At 69.2% G+C, this 22474-nt stretch carries 20 protein-coding genes; 10 read left to right on the top strand and 10 right to left on the bottom strand.

Annotated elements, in window-relative coordinates:
- Positions 1-18: 18 nt before the first annotated feature.
- The 7 genes from H3H55_RS26725 to H3H55_RS26695 are packed head-to-tail and all read left to right on the top strand — an operon-like array spanning position 19 to position 6881.
- A complete protein-coding gene (locus H3H55_RS26725) occupies positions 19-1242 on the top strand; it encodes an AAA family ATPase (protein WP_193100898.1) in 1224 nt (407 codons plus the stop codon).
- A complete protein-coding gene (locus H3H55_RS26720) occupies positions 1239-2651 on the top strand; it encodes a CpaF family protein (RefSeq protein WP_193100897.1) in 1413 nt (470 codons plus the stop codon). The genes H3H55_RS26725 and H3H55_RS26720 overlap by 4 nt, the downstream gene beginning before the upstream one ends.
- Positions 2648-3625, top strand: a complete 978-nt coding sequence (locus H3H55_RS26715; RefSeq protein ID WP_193100896.1) for a type II secretion system F family protein — start codon at positions 2648-2650, stop codon at positions 3623-3625. The genes H3H55_RS26720 and H3H55_RS26715 overlap by 4 nt, the downstream gene beginning before the upstream one ends.
- On the top strand, positions 3622-4566 hold the full coding sequence (locus tag H3H55_RS26710) for a type II secretion system F family protein (RefSeq protein ID WP_129517001.1): 945 nt from the start codon (positions 3622-3624) through the stop codon (positions 4564-4566). Before H3H55_RS26715 ends, H3H55_RS26710 begins: the two co-directional genes overlap by 4 nt.
- Positions 4563-5423: a tetratricopeptide repeat protein gene (locus H3H55_RS26705; protein ID WP_193100895.1), complete on the top strand. Its 861-nt coding sequence runs from the start codon at positions 4563-4565 to the stop codon at positions 5421-5423. Before H3H55_RS26710 ends, H3H55_RS26705 begins: the two co-directional genes overlap by 4 nt.
- Positions 5420-5848, top strand: a complete 429-nt coding sequence (locus H3H55_RS26700; RefSeq protein ID WP_193100894.1) for a TadE/TadG family type IV pilus assembly protein — start codon at positions 5420-5422, stop codon at positions 5846-5848. The genes H3H55_RS26705 and H3H55_RS26700 overlap by 4 nt, the downstream gene beginning before the upstream one ends.
- Positions 5841-6881: a TadG family pilus assembly protein gene (locus H3H55_RS26695; RefSeq protein ID WP_193100893.1), complete on the top strand. Its 1041-nt coding sequence runs from the start codon at positions 5841-5843 to the stop codon at positions 6879-6881. The genes H3H55_RS26700 and H3H55_RS26695 overlap by 8 nt, the downstream gene beginning before the upstream one ends.
- Here the strand turns inward: H3H55_RS26695 and H3H55_RS26690 are convergent.
- The 4 genes from H3H55_RS26690 to H3H55_RS26675 form a co-directional block, all read right to left on the bottom strand.
- Positions 6845-8107: a glycosyltransferase family 87 protein gene (locus H3H55_RS26690; RefSeq protein ID WP_193100892.1), complete on the bottom strand. Its 1263-nt coding sequence runs from the start codon at positions 8105-8107 to the stop codon at positions 6845-6847. The two genes, H3H55_RS26695 and H3H55_RS26690, sit on opposite strands and share 37 nt — an antisense overlap.
- 14 nt (positions 8108-8121) lie before the next feature.
- On the bottom strand, positions 8122-9198 hold the full coding sequence (locus tag H3H55_RS26685) for a glycosyltransferase family 2 protein (RefSeq protein WP_193100891.1): 1077 nt from the start codon (positions 9196-9198) through the stop codon (positions 8122-8124).
- Positions 9199-9525: 327 nt separating this feature from the next.
- Positions 9526-10788 carry a glycosyltransferase family 87 protein gene (locus tag H3H55_RS26680; RefSeq protein ID WP_193100890.1) on the bottom strand — a complete coding sequence of 421 codons (1263 nt, stop codon included), beginning with the start codon at positions 10786-10788 and terminating at the stop codon, positions 9526-9528.
- A gap of 6 nt (positions 10789-10794) precedes the next feature.
- Positions 10795-11892 carry a glycosyltransferase family 2 protein gene (locus tag H3H55_RS26675; RefSeq protein WP_193100889.1) on the bottom strand — a complete coding sequence of 366 codons (1098 nt, stop codon included), beginning with the start codon at positions 11890-11892 and terminating at the stop codon, positions 10795-10797.
- A gap of 315 nt (positions 11893-12207) precedes the next feature.
- Between H3H55_RS26675 and H3H55_RS26670 the strand changes: the two genes are divergently transcribed.
- A complete protein-coding gene (locus H3H55_RS26670) occupies positions 12208-12582 on the top strand; it encodes a phage protein NinX family protein (protein ID WP_193100888.1) in 375 nt (124 codons plus the stop codon).
- Between the two features lie 21 nt (positions 12583-12603).
- Here the strand turns inward: H3H55_RS26670 and H3H55_RS26665 are convergent, their stop codons facing one another.
- Both H3H55_RS26665 and H3H55_RS26660 read right to left on the bottom strand, forming a co-directional pair.
- Positions 12604-13590 carry an ABC transporter substrate-binding protein gene (locus H3H55_RS26665; RefSeq protein WP_193100887.1) on the bottom strand — a complete coding sequence of 329 codons (987 nt, stop codon included), beginning with the start codon at positions 13588-13590 and terminating at the stop codon, positions 12604-12606.
- 151 nt (positions 13591-13741) lie between these two features.
- Entirely contained in the window at positions 13742-14620 is an 879-nt protein-coding gene (locus H3H55_RS26660; protein WP_193100886.1) for a LysR family transcriptional regulator, read from the bottom strand.
- Between the two features lie 100 nt (positions 14621-14720).
- Between H3H55_RS26660 and H3H55_RS26655 the strand changes: the two genes are divergently transcribed.
- Complete coding sequence (locus H3H55_RS26655) at positions 14721-16289, top strand: MFS transporter (RefSeq protein WP_193100885.1); 1569 nt, start codon at positions 14721-14723, stop codon at positions 16287-16289.
- 29 nt (positions 16290-16318) lie between these two features.
- On the opposite strand, the gene H3H55_RS26650 is transcribed toward H3H55_RS26655, so the two are convergent.
- The 4 genes from H3H55_RS26650 to H3H55_RS26635 form a co-directional block, all read right to left on the bottom strand.
- Positions 16319-17467 carry a LysR family transcriptional regulator gene (locus H3H55_RS26650; RefSeq protein WP_193100884.1) on the bottom strand — a complete coding sequence of 383 codons (1149 nt, stop codon included), beginning with the start codon at positions 17465-17467 and terminating at the stop codon, positions 16319-16321.
- 61 nt (positions 17468-17528) lie between these two features.
- A complete protein-coding gene (locus H3H55_RS26645) occupies positions 17529-18257 on the bottom strand; it encodes an aspartate/glutamate racemase family protein (protein WP_193100883.1) in 729 nt (242 codons plus the stop codon).
- 22 nt (positions 18258-18279) lie between these two features.
- Positions 18280-19830, bottom strand: a complete 1551-nt coding sequence (locus H3H55_RS26640) for an NCS1 family nucleobase:cation symporter-1 (RefSeq protein ID WP_193100882.1) — start codon at positions 19828-19830, stop codon at positions 18280-18282.
- 350 nt (positions 19831-20180) lie between these two features.
- Positions 20181-21488, bottom strand: a complete 1308-nt coding sequence (locus H3H55_RS26635) for an MFS transporter (RefSeq protein ID WP_193100881.1) — start codon at positions 21486-21488, stop codon at positions 20181-20183.
- 532 nt (positions 21489-22020) lie between these two features.
- On the opposite strand from H3H55_RS26635, the gene H3H55_RS26630 reads away from it, so the two are divergent.
- Positions 22021-22467 carry a MarR family winged helix-turn-helix transcriptional regulator gene (locus tag H3H55_RS26630; RefSeq protein ID WP_129517017.1) on the top strand — a complete coding sequence of 149 codons (447 nt, stop codon included), beginning with the start codon at positions 22021-22023 and terminating at the stop codon, positions 22465-22467.
- The last annotated feature ends 7 nt before the right edge of the window (positions 22468-22474 follow it).

Here is a 22474-nt window from a genome sequence, read left to right as displayed (position 1 = left end):
ATTTCCGCTGCCATCGCGATGCCGCCCATGAACGTCCTCGAACGCCAGAATGCCAAGCGCGCCGTGTCCGCCGGCGCGACGGACCTCGTCGCGGTCGTGTCCGATCCCGGCAGCGAGGACGTGATCCGGCGCGTCGCGCAGGATCTGTCGATCACGCGTGCGCACCTGCAGACGGGCACCTGCGACGACGCGATCCGGTTGCTGCAGCAGCAGGAGCGCTCGCCGCGCCAGCTGGTCATCGACGTGTCGGATTCGGTGCTGCCGGTATCGGACCTGATGCGGCTCGCCGACGTGTGCGATCCATCGGTGCGGGTCGTCGCGATCGGCACGCAGAACGACGTCGGGCTGTTTCGCAACCTGCTCGGCATCGGCGTGCAGGACTACATCGTCAAGCCGCTGACCGTCGAGCTGATGCGGCGCGCGCTGACGGCGACGGAATCGGTCGTGCAGGGGCGCACCGGCAAGATCGTCAGTTTCGTCGGCGCGCGCGGCGGCGTCGGCACGACGACCATCGCGGTGAGCCTCGCGCGCTGCCTGACGGGCGAGAAGCGCCGCCGCGTCGCGTATATCGACCTGAACCTGCATGGCGGCGGCGCGAACTCGATGCTCGGGCTGTCCAGCAACAACGGGCTGGTCGAGCTGCTGAACATGGAGCAGCGCCCCGACGACGCGCTGTTCGACCGCATGTTCGTCACGAAGGGCGACCGCCTGCACGTGCTGTCGGCCGAGCTCTCGTACGGCGCCGACGTGCCGCTGAGCGACGGGGCGATCGCGCGGCTGGTCGACATGCTGAAGGACCGCTTCCACTACGTGCTGTTCGATGTCGGCAGTGGTGCCGGCAAGCTGCTCGAGGATGCGCTCGAGGCGTCCGATCTCGCGTACGTCGTCGCCGACCGCTCGGTGCACGCCGCATACGAATCCGCGCGGCTCGCGCGCTTCGTGCAGGAGCTGCCGGGCGAGCGGCAGCTGTCGATGGTGCTGAACAATCCGCTCGCGCCGGTCGCGGGCCGGGTCGAGCCGGCCGATTTCGCGGAAGCGTTCGGCGGCGCGACGCTGCGCGAGCTGCCGCACGAGCCGCAGACGCTCGCGGTCGCCGAGAACCTCGGCGAGCCGATCGAAGGCGCGAAGGCCCACGGCTTTGTTGACGGGATCCTGCAGCTCGCGAACGGCATCACCGGCGAACCGATGGCCATCGCCGAGCCGTGGTACGCGCGCTTCGTCAAGTGGAGGAAAGGATCGTGACGTTCGGCAACCGCAACCGGCCGCCGCCGGACCCCGCGCCGGCCGCGGTGCCAGCGGTACCGCGTGAACCGGCGACGGCGACGGCGCTACCGGTCGCGCCCGCGCCGCCGCCGACACGCGCACCCGCGACCGCCGACACTCACGAGGCGCTGATCCGCTCCGGCAAGTTCGATGCGATCCGCACCGCGGTGTTCGCGTCGATGAACATGTCGGCGGCGTTGATGAAGACGCGCGACGAGGTGCGCGCGGGCATCGAGCAGGTGGCGGCGCACACGGTCGAGCGCGAGCGCCTGAAGATCACGGCCGGCGAGCAGGTGCTGATCGTCGATGCGATCCTGAACGACATGTTCGGCGTCGGGCCGATCGAGCCGCTGCTCGCCGATGAAACGGTCACCGACATCCTCGTCAACGGGCCCGACCAGGTCTACGTCGAGCGCGCGGGCCGGCTCGAGCTCACGTCGCTGAAGTTTCGCGATGACGCGCACGTGACGAGCGTCGCGCAGCGGATCGCGGCGGCGGTGGGCCGGCGCGTCGACGAGAGCAGCCCGATGGTCGACGCGCGGCTCGCCGACGGCAGCCGCGTGAACGTCGTGCTGCCGCCGATCGCGATGCGCGGCCCGTCGATCTCGATCCGCAAGTTCGCGAAGCGCGACATCACGCTCGCGCGGATGGCGCATCAAGGCAACATCTCGCATCCGATGCTGCAACTGCTGAAGGTGGCGTGTTCGTGCCGGCTGAACATCGTGATCTCGGGCGGCACCGGCTCGGGCAAGACGACGCTGCTCAATGCGCTGTCGCAGCACATCGAGCAGCACGAACGGGTCGTGACGATCGAGGACGCGGCCGAGCTGCAGCTGCAGCAGCCGCACGTCGTCAGCCTCGAGACACGGCCGGAGAATACCGAGGGGCTCGGCGGCATCTCGCAGCGCGACCTCGTGCGCAACGCGCTGCGGATGCGGCCCGACCGCATCATCCTCGGCGAGATTCGCGGCCCGGAGGCGTTCGACGTGCTGCAGGCGATGAACACCGGCCACGACGGCTCGATGACGACGATCCATGCGAACTCGCCGCGCGATGCGATCAGCCGGCTCGAGAGCATGGTGATGATGGCGAACGCGAACCTGCAGCTGTTGTCGATCCGGCGCCAGATCGCGAGCGCCGTGCACCTGTTCGTGCAGATCGAGCGGATGCGCGACGGCGTGCGGCGCGTCACGCGGATCACCGAGATCGTCGGGATGGAGGGCGAGGTGGTCATCACGCAGGACCTGTTCGCGTTCCGCCAGGAAGGCGACACGACGCGCGACGCGGTCAAGGGCGTGTTCGACGCGTCGTCGCTGCGGCCGGCGTTCGCGGCGCGCGCCGCGTACTACGGCCAGGAGGATGCGCTCGCCGAGGTATTCCGGCCATGAGGGCCGCCGACCTGTTCGCGGTGTGCGCGTTCGTCGTGATCCTCGCGATCGGGCTCGCGCTGTCGTCGCTGCTGGAGCGCGCGCGCCACACGCCCGCGCGGCGCATTCGCGAGCGGATGCGGCGCCTGTCGCCGTTGCTCGCGGGTCGCGATGCGGGCGCGGCCGACGGGTCCGGCGTCGCGCTGTTCAACCTCGAACGCCGGCAAAACCGCGTGCGCACGTGGCTGCAGCACTACGTGACACGCGTGCGGGCGGTGGGCGGCGAAGGCGGCATGCGGATCGTCATCGCCAGCACGGTGGCCGGCGCGATCGCGGCGATCGTCGCGGTGAAGCTGATCGGGCCGCCGGGCGTGCTGCGCCCGTTGATCACCATCGGGCTGCCGCTGGTCGCGATGCGCGCCAGCTACCGCGCACTGGTCGAGCGTTTCCGGGTCCGCTTTCTCGAGGCATTCCCGGACGCGATCGACCTGATCGTGCGGGCCGTGCGCGCGGGCATTCCGGTCACGCAGGCGATCAGCACGGTCGGCGACAGCGCGGCCGAGCCGGTGCGTTCGACGTTCCGCACGATGGGCGACAGCCTGCGGGTGGGCGCGGATCTCAAGGATGTGCTGACGCAGGCGGCGGACCGGCTGATGATCGCGGACTTCTCGTTCTTCACCGTCTACCTGCTGCTGCAGCGCGAAACCGGCGGCAGCCTCGGCGAGACGCTCGACGAACTGTCGAGCATCATCCGCACGCGTCGCGACATCCGCCTGAAGACCCGCGCGCTGACCGCCGAAGGGCGGATCACGACGAAGATCATTTCGGCGGTGCCGTTCGTGATGATCGGCGCGCTGTTCCTCGTGAATCGCGCGTACGTGATGCTGCTGTTCACGACGCACGCCGGCAACACGATGCTGACGATCGCCGCCGGGCTGCTGACGGTGGGGCTGCTGACGATCCGCAAGATCTCGCGACTGGATACCGCACGATGACGATATCGATACTGGCCGCCCGTGGCCTTGAATTGCTGCTGTTGCTCGCCTGTGTCGGCGTGGCGCTCGCCAGGCCCGGCGGCGGCACGCGCCGGCGCATCGCCGCGCGCGTGCAGCAGGCGGCCGGACAGCGCGCGCCGTCGCCGTCGGCGGGGCTGCTGCAGCCGGGCGAAGTCCGCCAGGGCCTGACGCGCCGGCTCGCGCAGCTCGGCGAGCGGCTGCCGGTGCTCGACCCGATGCAGCGCGTGAAGCTCGGCCTGCAACTGGCGCGCGCGGGTTTTCGCGAGCGCCGCGCGGTGTCGTCGATGATCGGGATCAAGCTGAGCTGCGGCGTGCTGTTCGCGGGCGTCGCGATCGTGTTCAGCCCGTTCATCCCGCGCTTCGGCGAATACTTCGTGATCCGCGCGCTGGCGATGGTCGCCGCGTTCGTGATCGGCGTGATCGTGCCCGAGTACGTGCTCGGCGCAATGATCCGGCGGCGGCGGCGGATCATCGCCGCGTGCTTTCCGGACGCGCTCGACCTGCTCGTGATCTGCACGATGGCCGGCAACAGTCTCGCGTCGGGCGTCCGGCGCGTCGCGCACGAACTGGCGCGCATCTGCCCGCCGCTGGCCGACGAGCTGACGGTGTGCGCGGACGAGCTCACGCTCAGCGGCGACGTGTCCGCGACGCTCACGCATTTCGCGACGCGCGTCGATTTCGCGTCGGCGCGCTCGCTCGCGACGACGCTCACGCAGTCGCAACGGTTCGGCACGCCGATCACGCGGGCGCTGCGAACGCTGTCGCGCACCGAGCGCACCGAGCAGATCGTCGCGCTCGAGGAAAAGGCCGCGAAGCTCGCGCCGAAGATCACGCTGCCGATGATGTTGTTCATCCTGCCGACGGTCTGCCTGATCGCGGCGGGCCCGGCGGCAATCCGCCTCCTCGAGGTGTTCAAATGACACGATCCGTCGTACGCGCGCTCGTGCTCGCGGCCGTGCTGCCGGTGCTGGCCGGTGGCTGCGGCGCACCGGGTGTCCAGACGCGGCCGGTGCTGTCGCACAAGAGCGACGATCCGCAGGCCGAACTGCGCATCGCGGACAGCGCGCTCGCCGGCGGCAACGTCGATCTCGCATCGACGCTGTACGAGAAGGTGCTCGCGAAGCATCCCGATTCGCTCGCGGCGCAACTGGGGCTCGGTGACGTCAACTATCGCACGGGCAACCTGGAGCGCGCGCGGATCCTCTACGAGCAAGCGCAGCGGCAGTCGCCCGCGGAGCTCGGCCCACAGCTCGGGCTCGCGCGCATCGCGTTGCGGCAGCGCCGGCTCGACGAGGCCGCGCAGCGCTATCGCGACCTGCTGGCCGCGCAGCCGAACCATCCGCTCGCGGCACAAGGGCTCGGCACCGTGCTCGACCTGCAGGGGCGCCATGCGGATGCGCAGGCCGTGTATCGCGACGCGCTGCGCGCGCACCCGGACGCGCAGGGGCTGCGCATCGACCTCGGGCTGTCGCTCGTGCTGGGCAACCGGCCGCGCGAGGGCGTGAACGTGCTGCTCGACGTCGCGGGGCTGCCCGACGCGCCGTGGCAGGCGCGCCAGAACCTCGCGTTCGCGTATGGCGTGCTCGGCAATACCGATTCGGCGAAGAAGCTGCTGTCCGCGGATCTGCCCGCGTCGGCGGTGGCCGACAACCTGCGCTTCTACCAGGCGGTGCGCGCGCGGCTCGCGTCGCGCGGGGCGGCAGGCGGCACGCCGCCGCTGTCGGGCGCGGCGCTGGAGTCGGGCATCGCGCCGCCGGGAGCGGGGGCCGCAAAATGACACGCGGGGCGACGGGCGTCCGCCGCGCGCGCGGCGTCGTGTCCCTCGAGTTCGTGCTGATGCTGCCGTTCCTGCTGATGGTGCTGATCGGCATCATCGATACGAGCCTGATCCTGTGCGACAAGGCCGTCATCACGAACGCGAGCCGCGAGGCCGCGCGCGCCGGCGTCGTGCTGCGCGTGCCGATGCTGACCACGACGCAGGTCGCCAGCGTCGCGCAGACCTACATGCAGAACAGCCTGATCACCGGCGGCACCGCGACGACGCCGGCCGTGACCGTGACGCAGGCGAACGGGACGACGTCGGGCACCGCGCTGACGGTGACGGTGACCTACACGTATTCGGGGATGGTGCTCGGTTCCGCGTTCAGCGCGCTGACCGGCCCGGTGACGGTCTCGGCCACGTCGGTGATGCTCTATGAATGACGCATGCGGCGCGCGGCCCGTCGCGCTGGCGCGGCAGCGCGGTTCGGTCGCGCTGTTCTTCCTGTTGTTCCTGATTCCATTGCTGTCGTTCGGCGCGCTGGCGATCGACATCGCGTGGGTGGCCACCGTGCGCAACCAGTTGCAGAACGCCGCCGACGCGGCCGCGCTCGCGGGGGCCGACGCGATGATGTCGTCGAGCGGCGGCGCGGTGAACTGGTCGCAGGCCGCGTCGGCGGCGAACGGCGTGATCGCGCGGAATTCGGCGGCCGGTGCCGCGCTGTCGTCCGGCACGGTGGCCACCGGGTACTGGAACATGACGCGCAGCCCTGCGGGCATGCAGGCGACGACCATTACGCCCGGCGTGTACGACGTGCCGGCCGTGCAGGTCACCGTGTCGCGCGCGCCGGGTGTGAACGGCGGCTCGATTCCGCTGCTGCTCGGCGGGCTGCTGGGGATTTCCGGCGCGTCCGGCAGCGCGACCGCGGTGGCAGTGCTGGCCGCGCCGGGCGGGGTGGCGGCCGGCGGGCTGTTTCCGATCGCGATCGACCAGTGCATCTACAACCAGTACTGGAACGCGGTGACCAACCAGCCGCTGATCAATCCGCTGACGGGCTTGCCGTACGAGTTCTCGATCACGAACGGCCAGACCTACGGCTTGCTGTGCATGGGCGGGCAGTGGACGTCGTTCCAGTCGACGGCGACCGACACGACGACGATGGGCGGGCTGATGGTGACCGGCAACCCGACCACGCTGAGCATTGGCGACAGCATCAACCTCGCGACCGGCGTGAAGGCGACGCTCTACACGTCGGTGCCGGTCGGCGCGACGGTGGTGCTGCCGGTCGTCACGCAGACGTCGAGCAGCACCACTGTGCCGATCGTCGCGTTCGCGGCGTTCCACATCGACGTGTCGCTCGGCGGCTCGTACAAGTACATCCAGGGCCACTTTGTCGGTGGCGTGAAGCTGACCGGCGTCGCGGACGGCGTCGGACCGTACTACGGCGTGTACGTGCCGCCGCGGCTCGCGCTGTGAGCGCCGGACCGCGCGCGGCGCAGCAGCACGAGGAGGGCGCCGAGCGTCACGGCGGGGCCGATTTGCGGCAGCAGCAGCCACGCGTTCAGGTATTCGACGAGTGGCAACGCCCACATCAGCGCGATCATGGTCTGCTCGCCGCGCAGCCAGCCGTCGCGCCAGCCGATCGCCAGCATGCAGGCGATCGCGAGACCGAGCCACACGAGCTCGTAGTGCCACACGTACGGGTTCGCGACGAGCGTCGCGACCGCCAGCGCCGCTGCGCGCACGCGGGTGTCGCGCGAGCGTGCCCACACGAAGCACGCGGCCGCGATCGCGATCGCCGCGACGCAGGCGTGTGCGGCATACGCGGCGCCGAGCGGCAGGCCCGCGAGGCGGAACGCCGCGAACGGCGTCGGCGACGCGAACCAGAACATCACGCGATGCTCGAGAATGAGCGATCGCGCGAGCTCCGCGCTGGCGGCGAACAGGCGCAGCGACTCGACGCCGCACACCAGTACGCTCAACGCGCCGAACACGGTGGTGGCGAGCGCAGCCCACGCGATCGTGCGCCACGCGCGCGCGGCGATCAGCACGAACGGGAACAGCAGCGCCATCTGCGGCTTGACCGACAGCAGGCCGATGCAGAGGCCTGCCCACATCGGCCGCCGGTCGGCCCAGTAGACGGCCAGCGCCGCGCACGCAGCGGTCAGGAACGCGTTCTGCCCGAGCATCGCGGTGACGAACACGCACGGCGCGGCGACCAGCGCAAACGCGCCGACGCGCAGCACGCCGGGCGTCGCGCCGAGGCCCGAGACGCGCCACGCGGCGCACCCGAACACGACGATGCCGAACGCGACGAACAGCGGATAGCCGATCGCGAAAGGCAGTAGTGCGAGCGGCGTCACGAGCAGCAGGTAGGTGGGCGGGTACAGCCACGCGACGAAACCTTCGCCGCGGAAAGACGGGAACAACGCGGCCGACAGCCGAGAGAAGGTCGGGAGATCGTACGCTTGCCATGGTGCGCCGTGCAGCATCACGTACGACGCCGACCAGAACACCGCGTAGTCCGCACCCGGGCGCTTGGTGGCGGTGTCCGGCGCGTAGCGGATCACGTACGCCCAGATCGCCAGGAACAGCGCGTAGAAGATGAGCACGAACGCGCTGTACGTGACGACGCGTCGGGGTGTCAGCCACGCGCGAACGGGGTGTTCCGCCGAGCGCATCGATTGCCGGGGAATGTCCATGTGCCGCGTGCCGGTTACTTGACGGAGGTGCGCTTGGCGCTGTGGCCGGCGGCCGCGGGCGCCACCGGCCGGCGGCGCGTCGCGTGCACGCGCTTGAGCGGAAACTGCAGCAGCTTCGACGCCGGATGCGCGGCGGCGTCAGGCTCGGCGCGGTAACGACGGCGCACGAGATAGACCGGGCGTTGCTTCGATTCGTGATAGATGCGGCCGAGGTATTCGCCGATCACGCCGATGCCGATCAGCTGGATGCCGCCGACGAACAGCATTACGGAAATCAGCGACGCGTAGCCGTGCACGGGATTGCCGAACAGCAGCGTGCGCAGGACGATGTACGCGCCGTAGACGAGCGAGAGCGCGGCGAATGCGAGGCCGATGTAGGTCCATACGCGCAGCGGTACGGTGCTGAAGCTCGTGATGCCTTCGAGCGCGAAGTTCCAGCGCCGCCATCCGGAGAATTTGGAGCGCCCGCCACTGCGAGGCGCGCGTGTGTATTCGATGATCTCGGTGCGGTAACCGACCCACGCGAACAGGCCTTTCATGAAGCGATGCCGCTCGGGGAGTGCGCACAGCGCGTCGACGACCTGGCGGTCCATCAGTCGGAAATCGCCGACGTTCTCCGGCATCTCGACTTCGGAGAGCCGGTTGTGCACGCGGTAGTAGAGCGCGGCGGCCACGCGCTGCATCAGCGGATCGCACGTGCGGTCGGTGCGCTTCGCGGCGACGACCTCGGCTCCCGCTTGCCAGCGTTCGACCATCGCGGGGATCAGTGCAGGCGGGTCCTGCAGATCGGCGTCGATCAGGATCACGGCCGCGCCGGCGGCTTCGTCGATGCCGGCGGTGAGCGCGGCCTCCTTGCCGAAGCGGCGCGTGAGATCGACGATGCGCACGCGCGGGTCGCCGGCCATGACCGCGAGCAGCCGGTCGAGCGTGCGATCGCGGCTGCCGTCGTTGATGCAGACGATCTCGAAGCGGACCGCGTCGACCGATTCGAGCACGGGCAGTGTTTCGGCAAAGAACGCGTCGATCGTTTCGTCTTCGTCGTGAAACGGCACGACGAGCGAGATCAGCGGTTTTCTGGCGTGCGTGGGCATGCATCCCCCGAGAAATCCGGCCTGCGCTGCACCGTATGGATCCGGGTGTCGTCCACCGCAGGACGGACGACAGGCGTTACGAATATTGTATGCAGAAATGGACGATTCGTAATACCGATGCGCGGGGTGTGCGGGGGGCTGTTTCACCGTCGGGGCAGGCTTCGTCGACGGCGGGCGCGCTGCAAGGCAAGAAAGTATCGGGATCGTGCTTGTCGGCGCACGGGGGATCGCGGGAGTGGCCTCATGCGATGCCGTGGCCGGATTCCGATGGTCGGCCATCCGCCCGAATCAAGCAGGGCGCTGCGCCGGTAACGCGTGGCAATCCGCTCAGCGCGTGCGAACGCTATCGGTGCGCGCGCCGCGGCCGGCGACCTGTGCACGCCGCAGCAGCATGAGCAAGGCGACCGACGTGACAGCAGGCCCGATCTGCGGCAGCTTCATCCAAGGATTCAGGAACTCGTACAGCGGCAGCGCCCACATCGCCGCGACGACGCTTTGCTCGCCGCGCAGCCAGCCGTTCTGCGAGCCGATCGCGATCATGCACGCGATCGGGATGCACAGCCACGACAGTTCGTAGTGCCAGACATAGGGATTCGCGGCGAGCGTCGCGATGACCAGTACCGCGCCGCGCAGCCGCACATCCCGGTTGCGGTGCCAGACGAAACACGCGGCCGCGATCGCGATCGCGGCGATGGCGGCTTGCCCGGCGTACGCGAGTGCCGGCGACAGGCCGGCGAGGCGGAACGCCGCGAACGGTGTCGGCGATGCAAACCAGAACGGCACGCCATGCTCGATGATCAGCGAACGCAGCGCGCCGGCATTTTGCAGAAAGAGGCGGACCGATTCGATGCCGCCCGTCGCAACCCCCAGCGCGGTGAATGCGACGGCGAATGCCGCGGCCCACGCGAACGCGCGCCATGCGCGCGCGGCAATCAGCACGAACGGGAACAGCAACGCCAGTTGCGGCTTGACCGACAGCAGGCCGATCAGGAAACCGGCCAGCATCGGCCGCCGATCGACGAAATACACGGCGAGCGCCGCGCATGCCGCGGTCAGCATCGCGTTCTGTCCGTACGTCGCGGTGACGAATACGCCCGGGCATGCAAGCAGCGCGAGCCAGCCGACACGTTTCGCGCCGGGCGTCGCGGCGAGCCCCGACACCCGCCAGGCCGCCACGCCGAGCAGCACGATGCCGAGCGCGATGAACAGCGGATAGCTGATCGCATAGGGCAGCAGCGCGAACGGCGCCACCACCAGCAGATACGAAGGCGGGTACAGCCACGGCAGGAACGCATAACGACCGGTCGTCGGGAACAAGCCGGCGAGCACCCGCGAGAACGTCGGGACGTCGTAGGCCTGCCACGACGAGCCGTGCAGCATCAGATGCGACGCGGACCAGAACACCATGTATCCCGAGCCGGGGCGGAACGTGCCCGGGTCGGTCGAGAGGACGCCGTTCCAGACCAGCAGCGACACGAACAGCACGCCGATCGTCAGCATGACCGCGCTGTAAAGCGCGATGCGGCCCGGTGTCAGCCAGACGCGAACGGCGCGTTCGTCGGTCCGTATCGATGAGCTGGAGATATCCATGCGACGTTACTTGACCGACAGGTTGCGCGATACCGGCACGCCCACGGCGGCGGCCTGCCGGCGTCGGGCCGCGGCGACGCGCCGGACCGGAAACTGCAGCAGCTTCGAACGGTCCGGCTGCGCGGCGTGCCCCGCGGGCTGCTGGACCGCATGGGCGTCGGCGCGGTAGCGGCGCCGCACCAGATAGACCGGTCGCTGCTTCGATTCGTGATAGATGCGGCCGAGGTATTCGCCGATCACGCCGATACCGATCAACTGGATGCCGCCGACGAACAGCATCACGGAAATCAGCGACGCATAGCCGTGCACGGGGTTGCCGAACAGCAGCGTGCGCATGACGATGTACGCACCGTAGACGAGCGAGAGCGCGGCGAACGCGAGGCCGATGTAGGTCCACACACGCAGCGGCACGGTGCTGAAGCTCGTGATGCCTTCGAGCGCGAAGTTCCAGCGCCGCCACCCGGAGAATTTGGAGCGGCCGCCGCTGCGAGGCGCGCGCGTGTATTCGATGATTTCGGTGCGGTAGCCGACCCACGCGAACAGGCCTTTCATGAAACGACGCCGCTCGGGCAGCGCGCACAGCGCGTCGACGACCTGGCGGTCCATCAGGCGGAAATCGCCGACGTTCTCCGGCATCTCGACTTCGGAGAGCCGGTTGTGCACGCGGTAGTAGAGCGCGGCGGCCACGCGCTGCATCAGCGGATCGCACATGCGGTCGGTGCGCTTGGCGGCAACGACCTCGGCGCCCGCGTGCCAGCGTTCGACCATCGCGGGAATCAGTGCGGGCGGGTCTTGCAGATCGGCGTCGATCAGGATCACGGCCGCGCCGGCGGCTTCATCGATGCCGGCGGTGAGCGCGGCTTCCTTGCCGAAGCGCCGCGTGAGATCGACGATGCGCACGCGCGGATCGCCGGCCGCGATGTCGATCAGCTTGTCCAGCGTGTCGTCGCGGCTGCCGTCGTTCACGCAAACGATTTCGAAGCGCGCGGTGCCGATCGATTCCAGTATCGGAACGGTGGTCGCGAAGAATGCATCGATCGCTTCCGCTTCGTCGTGAAAGGGCACGACGAGCGATACCAACGGCTTTCGGGTGTGCGTGGACATACGTCCCCCCGTGAGATCCGGTCTGCGCCGCATTGTCTGGTCCTGTTGTCGCCGAAGGTGCGGAAACGGGTCCGGTTCGGCGCAAGTCTTGTGTTTGTGATGGCCTGGTTGGCTTGCTGCGGGCCGGGCGGCAAGCTTCGGATGATTGTACGCACGAATGACGCGATGGTGACAGGGGGCGCGGGTTTGCTCGGGGGAGGGGTTTCAGCGATGCGGCCGGCCGCCGGCGGGCGCGGTCGGCGCGATCCGCGACTCGCCGTTCACGCGTGTGCAGCGGTTAGCATGGCGTCTGCAACGACGGTGACGGAGACGGCCATGCAAGTTCAGGATCTGACGGGCGCACCGCTGGATTATTGGGTCGCGATCGCGGAAGGCCATGACGCCCCGCGCGCCGACGCGTCCGGTTGTACGTCGATTCGCGCACCGGGCGGGGCGCCGGTGCCGTTCGCGCCGTCGTCGTCGTGGGCGGACGGCAGCCCGATCGTCGAGCGGCTGCCGTTCGCCGCATTCGAGCGCGACGGCGGGCGCGGCGCGTGGCGGGCCGTACTGCACCGGGCCGTGCCGGCCGCGGGCGAGCGCTGCACGTTCAACCAGTCGGGGCCGACGCTGCTGATCGCCGCGATGCGCACGCTCGTCGCGTCGACGTTCGGCGACGACGTGCCGGACCTCGATATGGCGCGGCCGCGCTGAACGCCGCCGCTCGCGGCATCGTCACGCAGACACGTTCCGGATCGCGATCGACGCGACGTCGACGCGCCGCGGCAGGATCGCGTCCGCCGCCGCGCGGTCGGCGACGCGCTGCAGCACGTCGATGTCGGCGCCGCTGAGGCTGCGTTGCGCGAGCGCGGCCCGGTGCGCGATGTCGGTGGCCGCGTCGGGCGGCAGGCGCGTGAGCGACGCATAGACGCTCGCGTAATCGGCCGGGTGCGCGAGTGCCCACTGGCCCGCGCGGGCGAGCCGTGCGAGCACGTCCGCGAGCGCGGCGCGCTTCGCGCGATCGTCGAGCGTGTCGACCGGCGACGTGAGGAACGCGAGCCCCGAATTGATGCCGCTGCCGTCGCGGACGATGCGCGCGCCGCGTCTTACCGCATGCCCGTAGTACGGGTCGAACGTCGCCCAGATGCCGATCCGTTTCGCCTCGAACGCGGCGAACGCATCGACGGGCAGCACGAAGCGCACGTCGACGTCGCGCGGCGCGAGGCCGTGTTCGCGCAGCGCGCCGTACAACTGGTATTGCGAGATGCTGCCGCGTGCGGACGACACGACGACGGTTTGCCCCTTCAGGTCGGCGACCGCGCGGACCGGTGAATCGGGCTGCACGACGATGCCGAGCGACGCCGGCGAGCCGACGCGCGTCGCGACGATCCGCAACGCCGGATCGCCGAGTGCAGCTGTCAGCACGGGCAGGTCGCCGGCCGGCGCGAGATCGATCGCGCCCGCGCGCTGGGCCTCGAACAGCGGCGCGGCGCCCTGGAAATTGGCCCAGCGGAACCGGTAGGGCGTGCCGTCGAGCACGCGCGCGGCTTCGGCCAGCGCACGCAGGCCGCCGGCCTGGTCGCCGAGCACGAGCGTGACGCCCGACAGGTCGGCGCCGGCCGCGCGGGCAGGCAGCGCGATGCCGCCCGCGAGCGGTGCGGCGGCGAGGGCGACAAGACGCTGCAGCATGCGGCGGCGCGCTATGGCGGAAGAGGGGTTCATCGGCGGCGTGTCCTCGGTGATCCGCGCGCGTGCGGCGCGGCTGCCGGGCAGGTTACGGAATCGGTTTCCGGCCGACAAACATCGAATCGAGAAATGCATATTCGCGCGGTGATGATGGCCGGGACGGCCGGTATCGACGCGCGCGAGTACGTCATGCAGCGGCAGGAACCGTGCGCAGGAACGCCCGCACCGCGGGCGCCTTTTCGAACCGCCGGTGCGCAAGTGCGAGTTCGGACGTGATCGGCTTGCCGGCGATTGGCCGGTACACGACGCCCGGCAGCGACACGCAACCGGCGAGCGCATCGGGAATCACGGCGACCCAGCCGTTCACGGACACGCACGCGAGCACCGCGAGCAGGCCGCCCGGCCGTGCGGCGATCACCGGCGCGAAGCGGCCGCGGCGCGCGACCTCGAGCGTGCCGCGCTCCTGCTCGGGCACCGCGAAGCGCGCGTCGGCGAGGTCGGCCGCGCGTACGGTGGCCATCGCCGCGTAGCGCGATTCGGCCGGCACGGCCGCGACGAACACGTCGCGCTGCAGCGTGACGATCCGCAGGCCGCCGGGCAGCGGCAGCGGCGGGCGTACGTATGCGAGGTCGAGTCGGCCCGCGTCGAGCTGGTTCGCGACGTCGTCCATCGGCACTTCGCGCAGGTTCAGCTCGATGCGCGGGTGTGCGGCGCGAAACGCGCCGACCGTGCGCTGCAGCGTGCCCGAATAGACGGCGGACGATACGTAGCCGATCTCGATCCGGCCGAGTTCGCCGCGTTCGGCCAGCGCGGCGAGTTCGCGGCCGCGCTGCAGATGCTCGAACGCGGCGCTGGCCTCGGCGAGATAGGCCTCGCCGGCCGCGCTCAGCGTGACCGCGCGGCGCGACCGGTGAAAGAGCCGCACGCCGAGCACGCGTTCGGCTTCCTGGATCTGCCGTGTGAGCGCGGGCGGCGCCATGTCGAGCGCCTCGGCCGCACGGGCGAAATGCAGGTGCTGCGCGACGCTCAGGAACGCGCGCACGTGACGGAATTCGAGCCGGTCCATGATTGCAATTTTCGTCAATAAAACAGCGTGGGAGTGTCAATGACAGGCAATACCGGGCAAGCCTAGCATACGGGTCGTTGATCCTGTTCCGGAGTTGCCGATGTCCCAATCCTCCCCGGCGTCGCGCGCAGACGCGGCCGCCGCCCCGCGCGCGGGCACCCGCCTGCCGGCTGCCGCGACGCTTGCCGTCGCGTCCGCGACCTGTTCGCTGATCGTGCTCGACACGAACGTCGTCGCCGTGTCGTTGCCGAGCATCGCACGCAGTTTTCACGCGAGCTTCGCCGAGATCGAATGGGTCGTGAGCGCGTACATGACCGCGTTCGCCGCGTGCCTGCTGCCGGCCGGTGGGCTCGCCGACCGCTTCGGCCGCAAGCGGATGCTTGGTGCAGGGCTCGCGCTCTTTTTTCTCGCGTCGCTCGGCTGCGGCGTCGCGCCGTCGGCCGGCTGGCTGATCGCCGCGCGCGCGGTGAAGGGCGGCGGCGCCGCGCTGCTGCTGACGGCCGCGCTCGCGGTGATCGCGAACCGGTTTCCGGAAGGGCGCGAACGGGCGCGCGCGTGGGCGATCTGGGGCATGTGCATGGGGATCGCGACGGCGATCGCGCCGCTGGTCGGCGGTGCGATCACGCAATGGATCGGGTGGCGCTGGGTGTTCCTGTTGAACCTGCCCGTCTGCGCGCTGCTGGCGGTTGGCGCGCGCGTCGCGATCGACGAATCGCGCGATCCGCACGCGAAACGCGTGGACGCGGCCGGCAGCCTGCTGTTCGGCGCGGCGCTGTCGTGCGCGATCGCGGCGCTGATCGGCGCACCGTCGCACGGCTGGCTGTCGGCCTCGACGCTCGGCCGGCTCGCGCTTGCCGTCGCGCTGTTTGCCGCGTTCATCGGCGCGGAACGCTGGCAGTCGCGGCCGATGATCGATCTCGCGCTGTTCCGCCAGCCGCGCTTCGTCGGCGCCGTGCTCGCGATGTTCGGTTATGCGGCGTGCGCGCAGGTGATGATGACGTTCCTGCCGCTGTACCTGCAAAACGCGTTCGGGATGTCGGCGATCGACGCGGGGCTCGGCATGCTGCCGTTCGCGTTCGCGATGGTCGCCGGGCCGTCGCTCGGTGCGGCGCTCGCCGCGCGCGTGTCGTCCGGCGGCGTGCTGGCGGGCGGGCTCGCGTTGATCGGTGCGGGTAACCTCGCGACCGCGGCGCTGACGGCCAGCGGCGACTACCGGCTCGTCGCGCTCGGCATGTTCGTGACGGGCTGCGGCGCCGGCATCATGAACGGCGATACGCAGAAGGCGATCATGGCGTGCGTGCCGCCGAACCGCACGGGCATGGCGTCGGGTATCAGCACGACGACGCGCTTCTCGGCGATCGTGACGGCCGTCGGCGTGCTCGGTGCGGTGCTGGCGGCGAGCACGCACGCGCAACTCGATCGGCTGCTGTCCGCCGCGCCCGGCCTGCGCGCGTTCGCCGATGCGCCGTTCATGTCGAGCCTGCTGGCCGGCGATCTTGCGCAAGCGCTCGGCCGCGTGCCGCCGTCGGCGGCCGGCGTGCTCGCGAAGGCAGCGCCCGTTGCGTTCGCGAGCGGGTTCGCCGACGCGCTGACGGTAAGCGGCGTGCTGGCGCTCGTCGCGGCCGTCGTTGCATACAAGTTGCTTGCGCAACCGATGAGCGACGCGTGACGCGTATCCCGGTGTGTTTCGCCCGTGGCTTAGTGCGATTTCGTCGTGTGGCGCAGATGACGCGCGACGCGGGCGACGAGCGGCCGGCGCGACGCGCGGCAGTGCGTTGCCTTGCGTGCCCGCGGCACGCGCAGCGGGTCGGGCGCGGGCGTCGCCGGGACGGTTGCGGCTACAACCGCAGCAACCGCCGGCAGCGCGGCCTCGGCGTCGAGCCAGCCGCGCGTCGCTTCCGCGATCAGCCCGCGCAGCCAGCGCACGCCGTCGGTGCACGATCCCGATTCGTTCCACGTCATCCGGTACACGATGTCCGGCGGCTCGACCGGCAGCGCGATCGCGGCGAGCGGCAGCAGCTTCGCGTAGTGCCGTGCGAGCCGGTACGTGGTGGTCAGGATCAGGTCGGAGCGCACCAGCGCATGCGCGGCGAGTTCGAAGTGCGGCAGCGTGACGACGATTCGCCGCAGCAGGCCGACGCGTTCGAGCTGCCGGTCGATCGCGCCGGACGCTTCGAGCCACGACGGCGTCGGGCACAGCTGCGGCGCATCCGCGAAATCGCCGGCCGTCATCGCGCCGCGTCGCGCGAGCGGGTGCGTCGCGCGCATCAGGCATACGACGCGATCGTCGAACAGGTCGTCCTGCCGGAACCGCGACGAACGCGCCGGGCGATTGTCGATCACGACGTCGAGCTCGCCGTCGGCGAGCGCGCGCTCGTCGTCGAAGCCGTCGCCGAGCGGATGGAACACGAGCTGCGCGTTCGGTGCGCGCTCGCGGAACAGCGCGACGAGCTTCGGCACGAACAGCACGTTCAGGTAGTCGGGGCAGCCGATCCGGTAGGTGCGCACCGACGTGCGCGCGTCGAACCTCGGCTGCTGGATGCGGATGAAGTCGATCACGCGCAGCGCGTTGCGCAACGGTTCGATCAGCCGCGAGCCGAACTCGGTCGGCACCATTCCGTAGCGGCTGCGCACGAGCAGCGGGTCGCCGAGCAGCGTGCGCAGGCGCTTGAGCGCGGCACTGGTCGCCGGCTGCGACATGTTCAGGCGCACGGCCGCACGCGACACGGTGCGTTCGGTCAGCAGCACGAGCAGGATGCGCATCAGCCGCGCATCCAGCACGTCGAGCACGCCCGCGGTGTCGGACGTGTCGCGGGGCAGCGCGTTCAGGTCTAGCGGGTCCCGCATGCCGATATGCCTCCCGGCGACGCAGTGCCCGCGCGCGACGCGACAGCCGGCCGGCGGCCCGTCATTTTGCGAAGACGCCTGGCCAGCCGACGATCCGCTTCGGGCGCGGCGGCGCGTAGGTGCGGACCTTCGACGTCTTCAGCTTCAGGCGCACCAGCGACTCGGCGAGCGCGACCGCGGCCGACACGCCGTCGACGACCGGCACGCCCGTACACTCCTCGATCTGCCGGTCGAGGCCGGCCATCCCGCCGCAGCCGAGGCAGATCACTTCCGCGTGATCGTCCTTCACCGCGCGCTGCGCCTGGCCGACGATCGACTCGATCGCGCGGGCCGGGTTCTCTTCGAGTTCGAGCACCGCGAGGCCGCTTGCGCGCACCGACGCGCAGCGCGCGTCGAGCCCGGCGAGTTTCAGGCGATCCTCGATCAGCGGCACCGTGCGGTCGAGCGTCGTGACGACCGAGTAGCGATGGCCGAGCAGCATCGCGACGCTCGCGGCCGCTTCGGTGATGTCGACGACGGGCACCGTCAGCAGTTCCTGCAGGCCTTCGCGGCCGTGTTCGCCGTAGCCGGCCTGGATCACCGCGTCGTACGGCTCGTCGTAGCTCAACACGCGATCCATCACGGCGATCGCCGCGAGGTAGCTCTCGAAGTTGCCTTCGACCGACTCCGCGCCGAAGCGCGGCGTCAGCCCGACGATCTCCGTGCCCGGCGACGCGGCTGCCTGCGCCTGCGCGGCGATCGCGTCGGTGATCGACTCGGTGGTGTTGACGTTGACTACCAGGATCCTCATCGGTGACTCCGTATGCGTGTGTTCAGTGTTGCGCGCAGGCGACCGCGATGTGTTCGCCCGAGCGCTCGTCGTATTGCCGTTTGCGATCGGCCAGCAGCCAGTACACGCTGCCCGCGATGGCCGCGCCGAGCAGCCAGGAGAACGGCGTCATCGCGCTGAAGGCCGGCACGACGGCGAGCGTGATCGAGATCAGCGCGGACGGCACGAGGGCCGCGAGCGCCTTGCGGTTCACGCCGCGTGTGTAGAAATAGGTGCCGGTGGGCGCTTCGGTATAGAGATCGGGCACGTTCACGCGCTGCTTGCGCACGAGCCAGTAGTCGACCGTGATGATCCCGTACAGCGGGCCGAGCAGCGCGCCGAGGCCGGACAGGAAGTAGACGATCACGATCGGGCTGTTGTACAGGTTCCACGGCATGATCAGTACCGCAACCGTCGCGCTGATCAGGCCCGCGCGGCGGAATGACAGCCGGTGCGGCGCGAGGCTCGTCAGCACGAAGGCCGGCGCGACGAAGTTCGCCATGATGTTCACGGCGACCGTCACGATCAGGAACGCGAGGCAGCCGAGCACGAGGAACAGCTTGTTCGGCACCGTCGCGATGATCTCCGTCGGACTGTGGATGATCTGGCCGTTCAGCTTGAACTGCGCGCCCGCGAGCACGAAGCTGATCGTCGCGAACACGATGATGTTGACCGGCAGGCCCCAGAAGTTGCCGACGCGCACCGTCTTCGCGCTCGGCGACGAGCGCGCGAAATCGCAGAAGTTGAGCACCAGCGTGCCGTAGATCGCGAGCCACAGCGAGCCGCCCGCGAAGATCTCGGTCCACATCTTCAGGCCGGTCAGCGGCTTGCCGATCGACATCGCGAGATGGCCGCCCGTGCGGCTGAACATCCAGGCGGCGAGCGACAGCGTCGTGACGAGGATCACCGGGCCGGCCAGCCCCTCGTACTTGCGGACCATTTCCATGCCGTACGTGAGGATGCCGATCTGCACGAGCCAGATTGCGACGAACGTGATCCAGCCGAGCGTGGACAGCCCGAAGATCGCGTTCTGGTCGAAGGCGGCGAGGCCCGGCCAGACGGCGGTGAGCAGCACGCGCAGCACGACGGAGGCGAGATAGGTCTGGATACCGAACCATGCGATCGCGATCACCGCGCGGATCATCGCGGGCAGCAGGGCGCCGTAGATGCCGAAGCTCATCCGGCTGATCACCGGGAACGGCACGCCGGTCTTCTGGCCCATGTAGCCGGTGAGGTTCATGAAGCAGTACACGAGCACCGCGCCGATCGCGAGCGACGCGAGCATCTGCCAGCCGGACAGGCCGAGTGCGAACAGCCCGATCGCGAACGAGTAGTTCGCGATGTTGTGCACGTCGTTGGTCCACAGCGCAAAGATGCTGTAGCGGCCCCAGGTCCGGCCTTCGGCCTTGGTCGGCGCGAGATCGGGGTTATGCAGCCGCGGGCTCAGCGCGGGGTCGCGCGCGGCCGTATCGGTTCGATGCGATGCGTCGTCCGCGCCGAGCACGATGCCGGGGCGGTGGGTGGCTTCCAGTTGCACGCCGTTGTCTCCTTCCATGTGCGGGGCGCGAAACCGGCAGCGTATGAACGCAGCGCCGGCCCGGCCGCCGTGGACGTTATGTCTCGGATTTGTTCGCGAGTATGGGTGGCCGATTCGGTGATGGGAAATTAAATATTCGGCTGGGCGTCATTTGAAAAATGAATGGGATGCGGCCGGAGGTGGGGCCGGATGCGTGGATGGCGCGGCGGCGTGCCTGCGTGGCGGATGACGACGAATGAAAGCAGGAAAGCGCACGCGCCGGCGTGGCGGCGTGCGCTGTACGAAGCGGGGGCGTGGGACGGACCGCGCGACAGGCGCGGTCGCAAAAGAAGGGACAGCGTCGCGCGTGGGCGACGCGACGCAACCCGTCAGCGGTTCACGAGCTTCGCCGGATACGCGAGCGCGAGTGCGCAGCCGACCAGCATGCACGCGGCGAAGCCAACCAGCCCCGCGCTTTGCGAATGGAACGTATCGCGCAGCCAGCCGATGAAATAGGTGCTGCCGAACCCGCCGAGGTTCGCGATCGAGCACGCGAACGCGATCCCGCCGGCCGCGGCCGAGCCCTTCAGGAACGTGGACGGCAATGCCCAGACCACCGGCATCGCGGCCGCCGCGCCCGCGTTGATCAGCGAGAACAGCAGTATCGTCCCGAGCGTGCCGTGCGACGACGACGCCGCGATCGTCAGCGCGACGGCCGACACCATGAACGGCACGACGATATGCCAGCGGCGCTCGCGTGCGCGATCGGAGCTCGCGCCGCAATACAGTGTGGCGAGCACGGCCGCGGCATTCGGGATCACCATCAGCCAGCCGATGTGATATGCGTCCTTCACGCCGGTGTCGCGCAGGATCGTCGGCAGCCAGAAGCTCACCGCATACAGGCCGAGCAGCACGCACAGGTCGATCAGGCCGAGCGCCCACACCTTCGGATCGGAGAACGCCTTGCCGAGCGCGTGGCTCTTGTTGCCGGCCGGATCGGCGTCGAGATTCGCGCGCAGCGTCCGCTTTTCGTCGGCGTTCAGCCATTGCGCGGATTCGATGTTGTTGGGCAGCCAGCGCAACACGGCGAAACCGAGCAGTACCGACGGCAGCGCTTCGAGCAGGAACAGCCATTGCCAGCCGCCGAGCCCGTGCGCGCCGTCGAACGCGCGCATGATCCAGCCGGAGATCGGGCTGCCGATCATGCTCGACAGCGGCAGGCCGACCATGAACAGCGCGACGATCCGCGCGCGGCGCGCATCGGGGTACCACTGCGTCAGGTACAGCAGCACGCCCGGCAGGAAGCCGGCTTCGGCGGCGCCGAGCAGGAAGCGCACGATATAGAACTGCATCGGCGTGTGCACGAACATCGTCGCGCCCGACAGCAGGCCCCACGTGATCATGATCCGCGCGATCCACAGCTTCGCGCCGACGCGCTGCAGCACCAGGTTGCTTGGGACTTCGAACAGGATGTAACCGCCGAAGAACAGGCCGGCGCCGAGCCCGTACACGGTATCGCTGAACTTCAGCGCGTCGAGCATCTGGAGTTTCGCGAGCCCGATGTTGATGCGGTCGAGATAGGCCGCGAAGTAGCACAAACAGAAGAGGGTGATCAGGCGCAGCGTGACCTTGCGATAAAGATTGCCGTGCAGCGCGTCGTCGGGGGAAACGGCGGCGCTCGGGTGTGCGGTAGACATGGGGTTGCCCCTGTTCGAATGTGACGGATGAATGGGTGGCCGATCGACGCGAGCGAAGGTTCCGCTGCGCACTGGAGTCTGTATATCACGGCAATTAAATAGCGTACACACTAGAAAATACGGAATCGCACAGGCATGAAAATCGACGCGTGTCGGCAAGCGTTCGTGTGAAGAAAACCGCGCTTTTAGTGGGGTTTTAGGCGATCTAAAACATGTGTATGAATGATCTGGAAGCGCGCCTGAATATGCACAATATTCGTGCGTATGCGCTTAAAAATGGAGTGTGTGCGTGAAAGCCTGCCGCAGCGCGCAAACGCGTGTGCGGCAGCAGGTTCGGACGCGGGCGGCCGATCGTCCCGGCGGTGCCACCGGCGCAATCCGCTCCTGTCAGGCGATCGTCAGGCATGCTGCGTAACGGGCACCGCGAATCCTGATGCACCGCAATGAAGCGGCTGCCCGGCGGCCGGTTGCGTGGAATTGAGGGTGTACACTCCTTGTCTTTCCCTTACACGCGGCGCGGGCCTGCACTTTCATGGCGTCTTCCAAGGATTCCTACGACTTTCACGACCAGGTCGGGCACCTGTTGCGCCGCGCCTATCAGCGGCACGTTTCGATCTTCCAGGAAGCGATCCCCGATTCGGACCTCACGGCCGCGCAGTTCGTGACGCTGTGCGCGGTCAAGGAAAGGCAGGCGTGCTCGCTGAACGACATCGTCAAGGCGACCGCGATCGATCAGGCGACGATACGCGGCGTCGTCGAGCGCCTGAAGGCGCGGGCGCTGATCGAGGTGCTGCACGACCCGAACGACGGCCGCAAGCTGCTCGTGCGCGCGACCGCGAGCGGCCTCGCGCTGATCGAGCGCACGGTGCCGTTCGCGCGACAGGTGACGGAGCGCACCTATGGCGCGCTCAATCCGGGCGAACGTGTCGCGCTGCAGTTCCTGCTGCGCAAGATGATGGAAGAGGACGGCGACGCGTGATGCGGTA

This window comes from Burkholderia sp. Z1 (genome assembly GCF_014893795.1).
GTDB lineage: Bacteria > Pseudomonadota > Gammaproteobacteria > Burkholderiales > Burkholderiaceae > Burkholderia > Burkholderia theae.
Note: the sequence above shows the minus strand (reverse complement) of the source record. Positions and strands in the feature narration are given on the sequence as shown.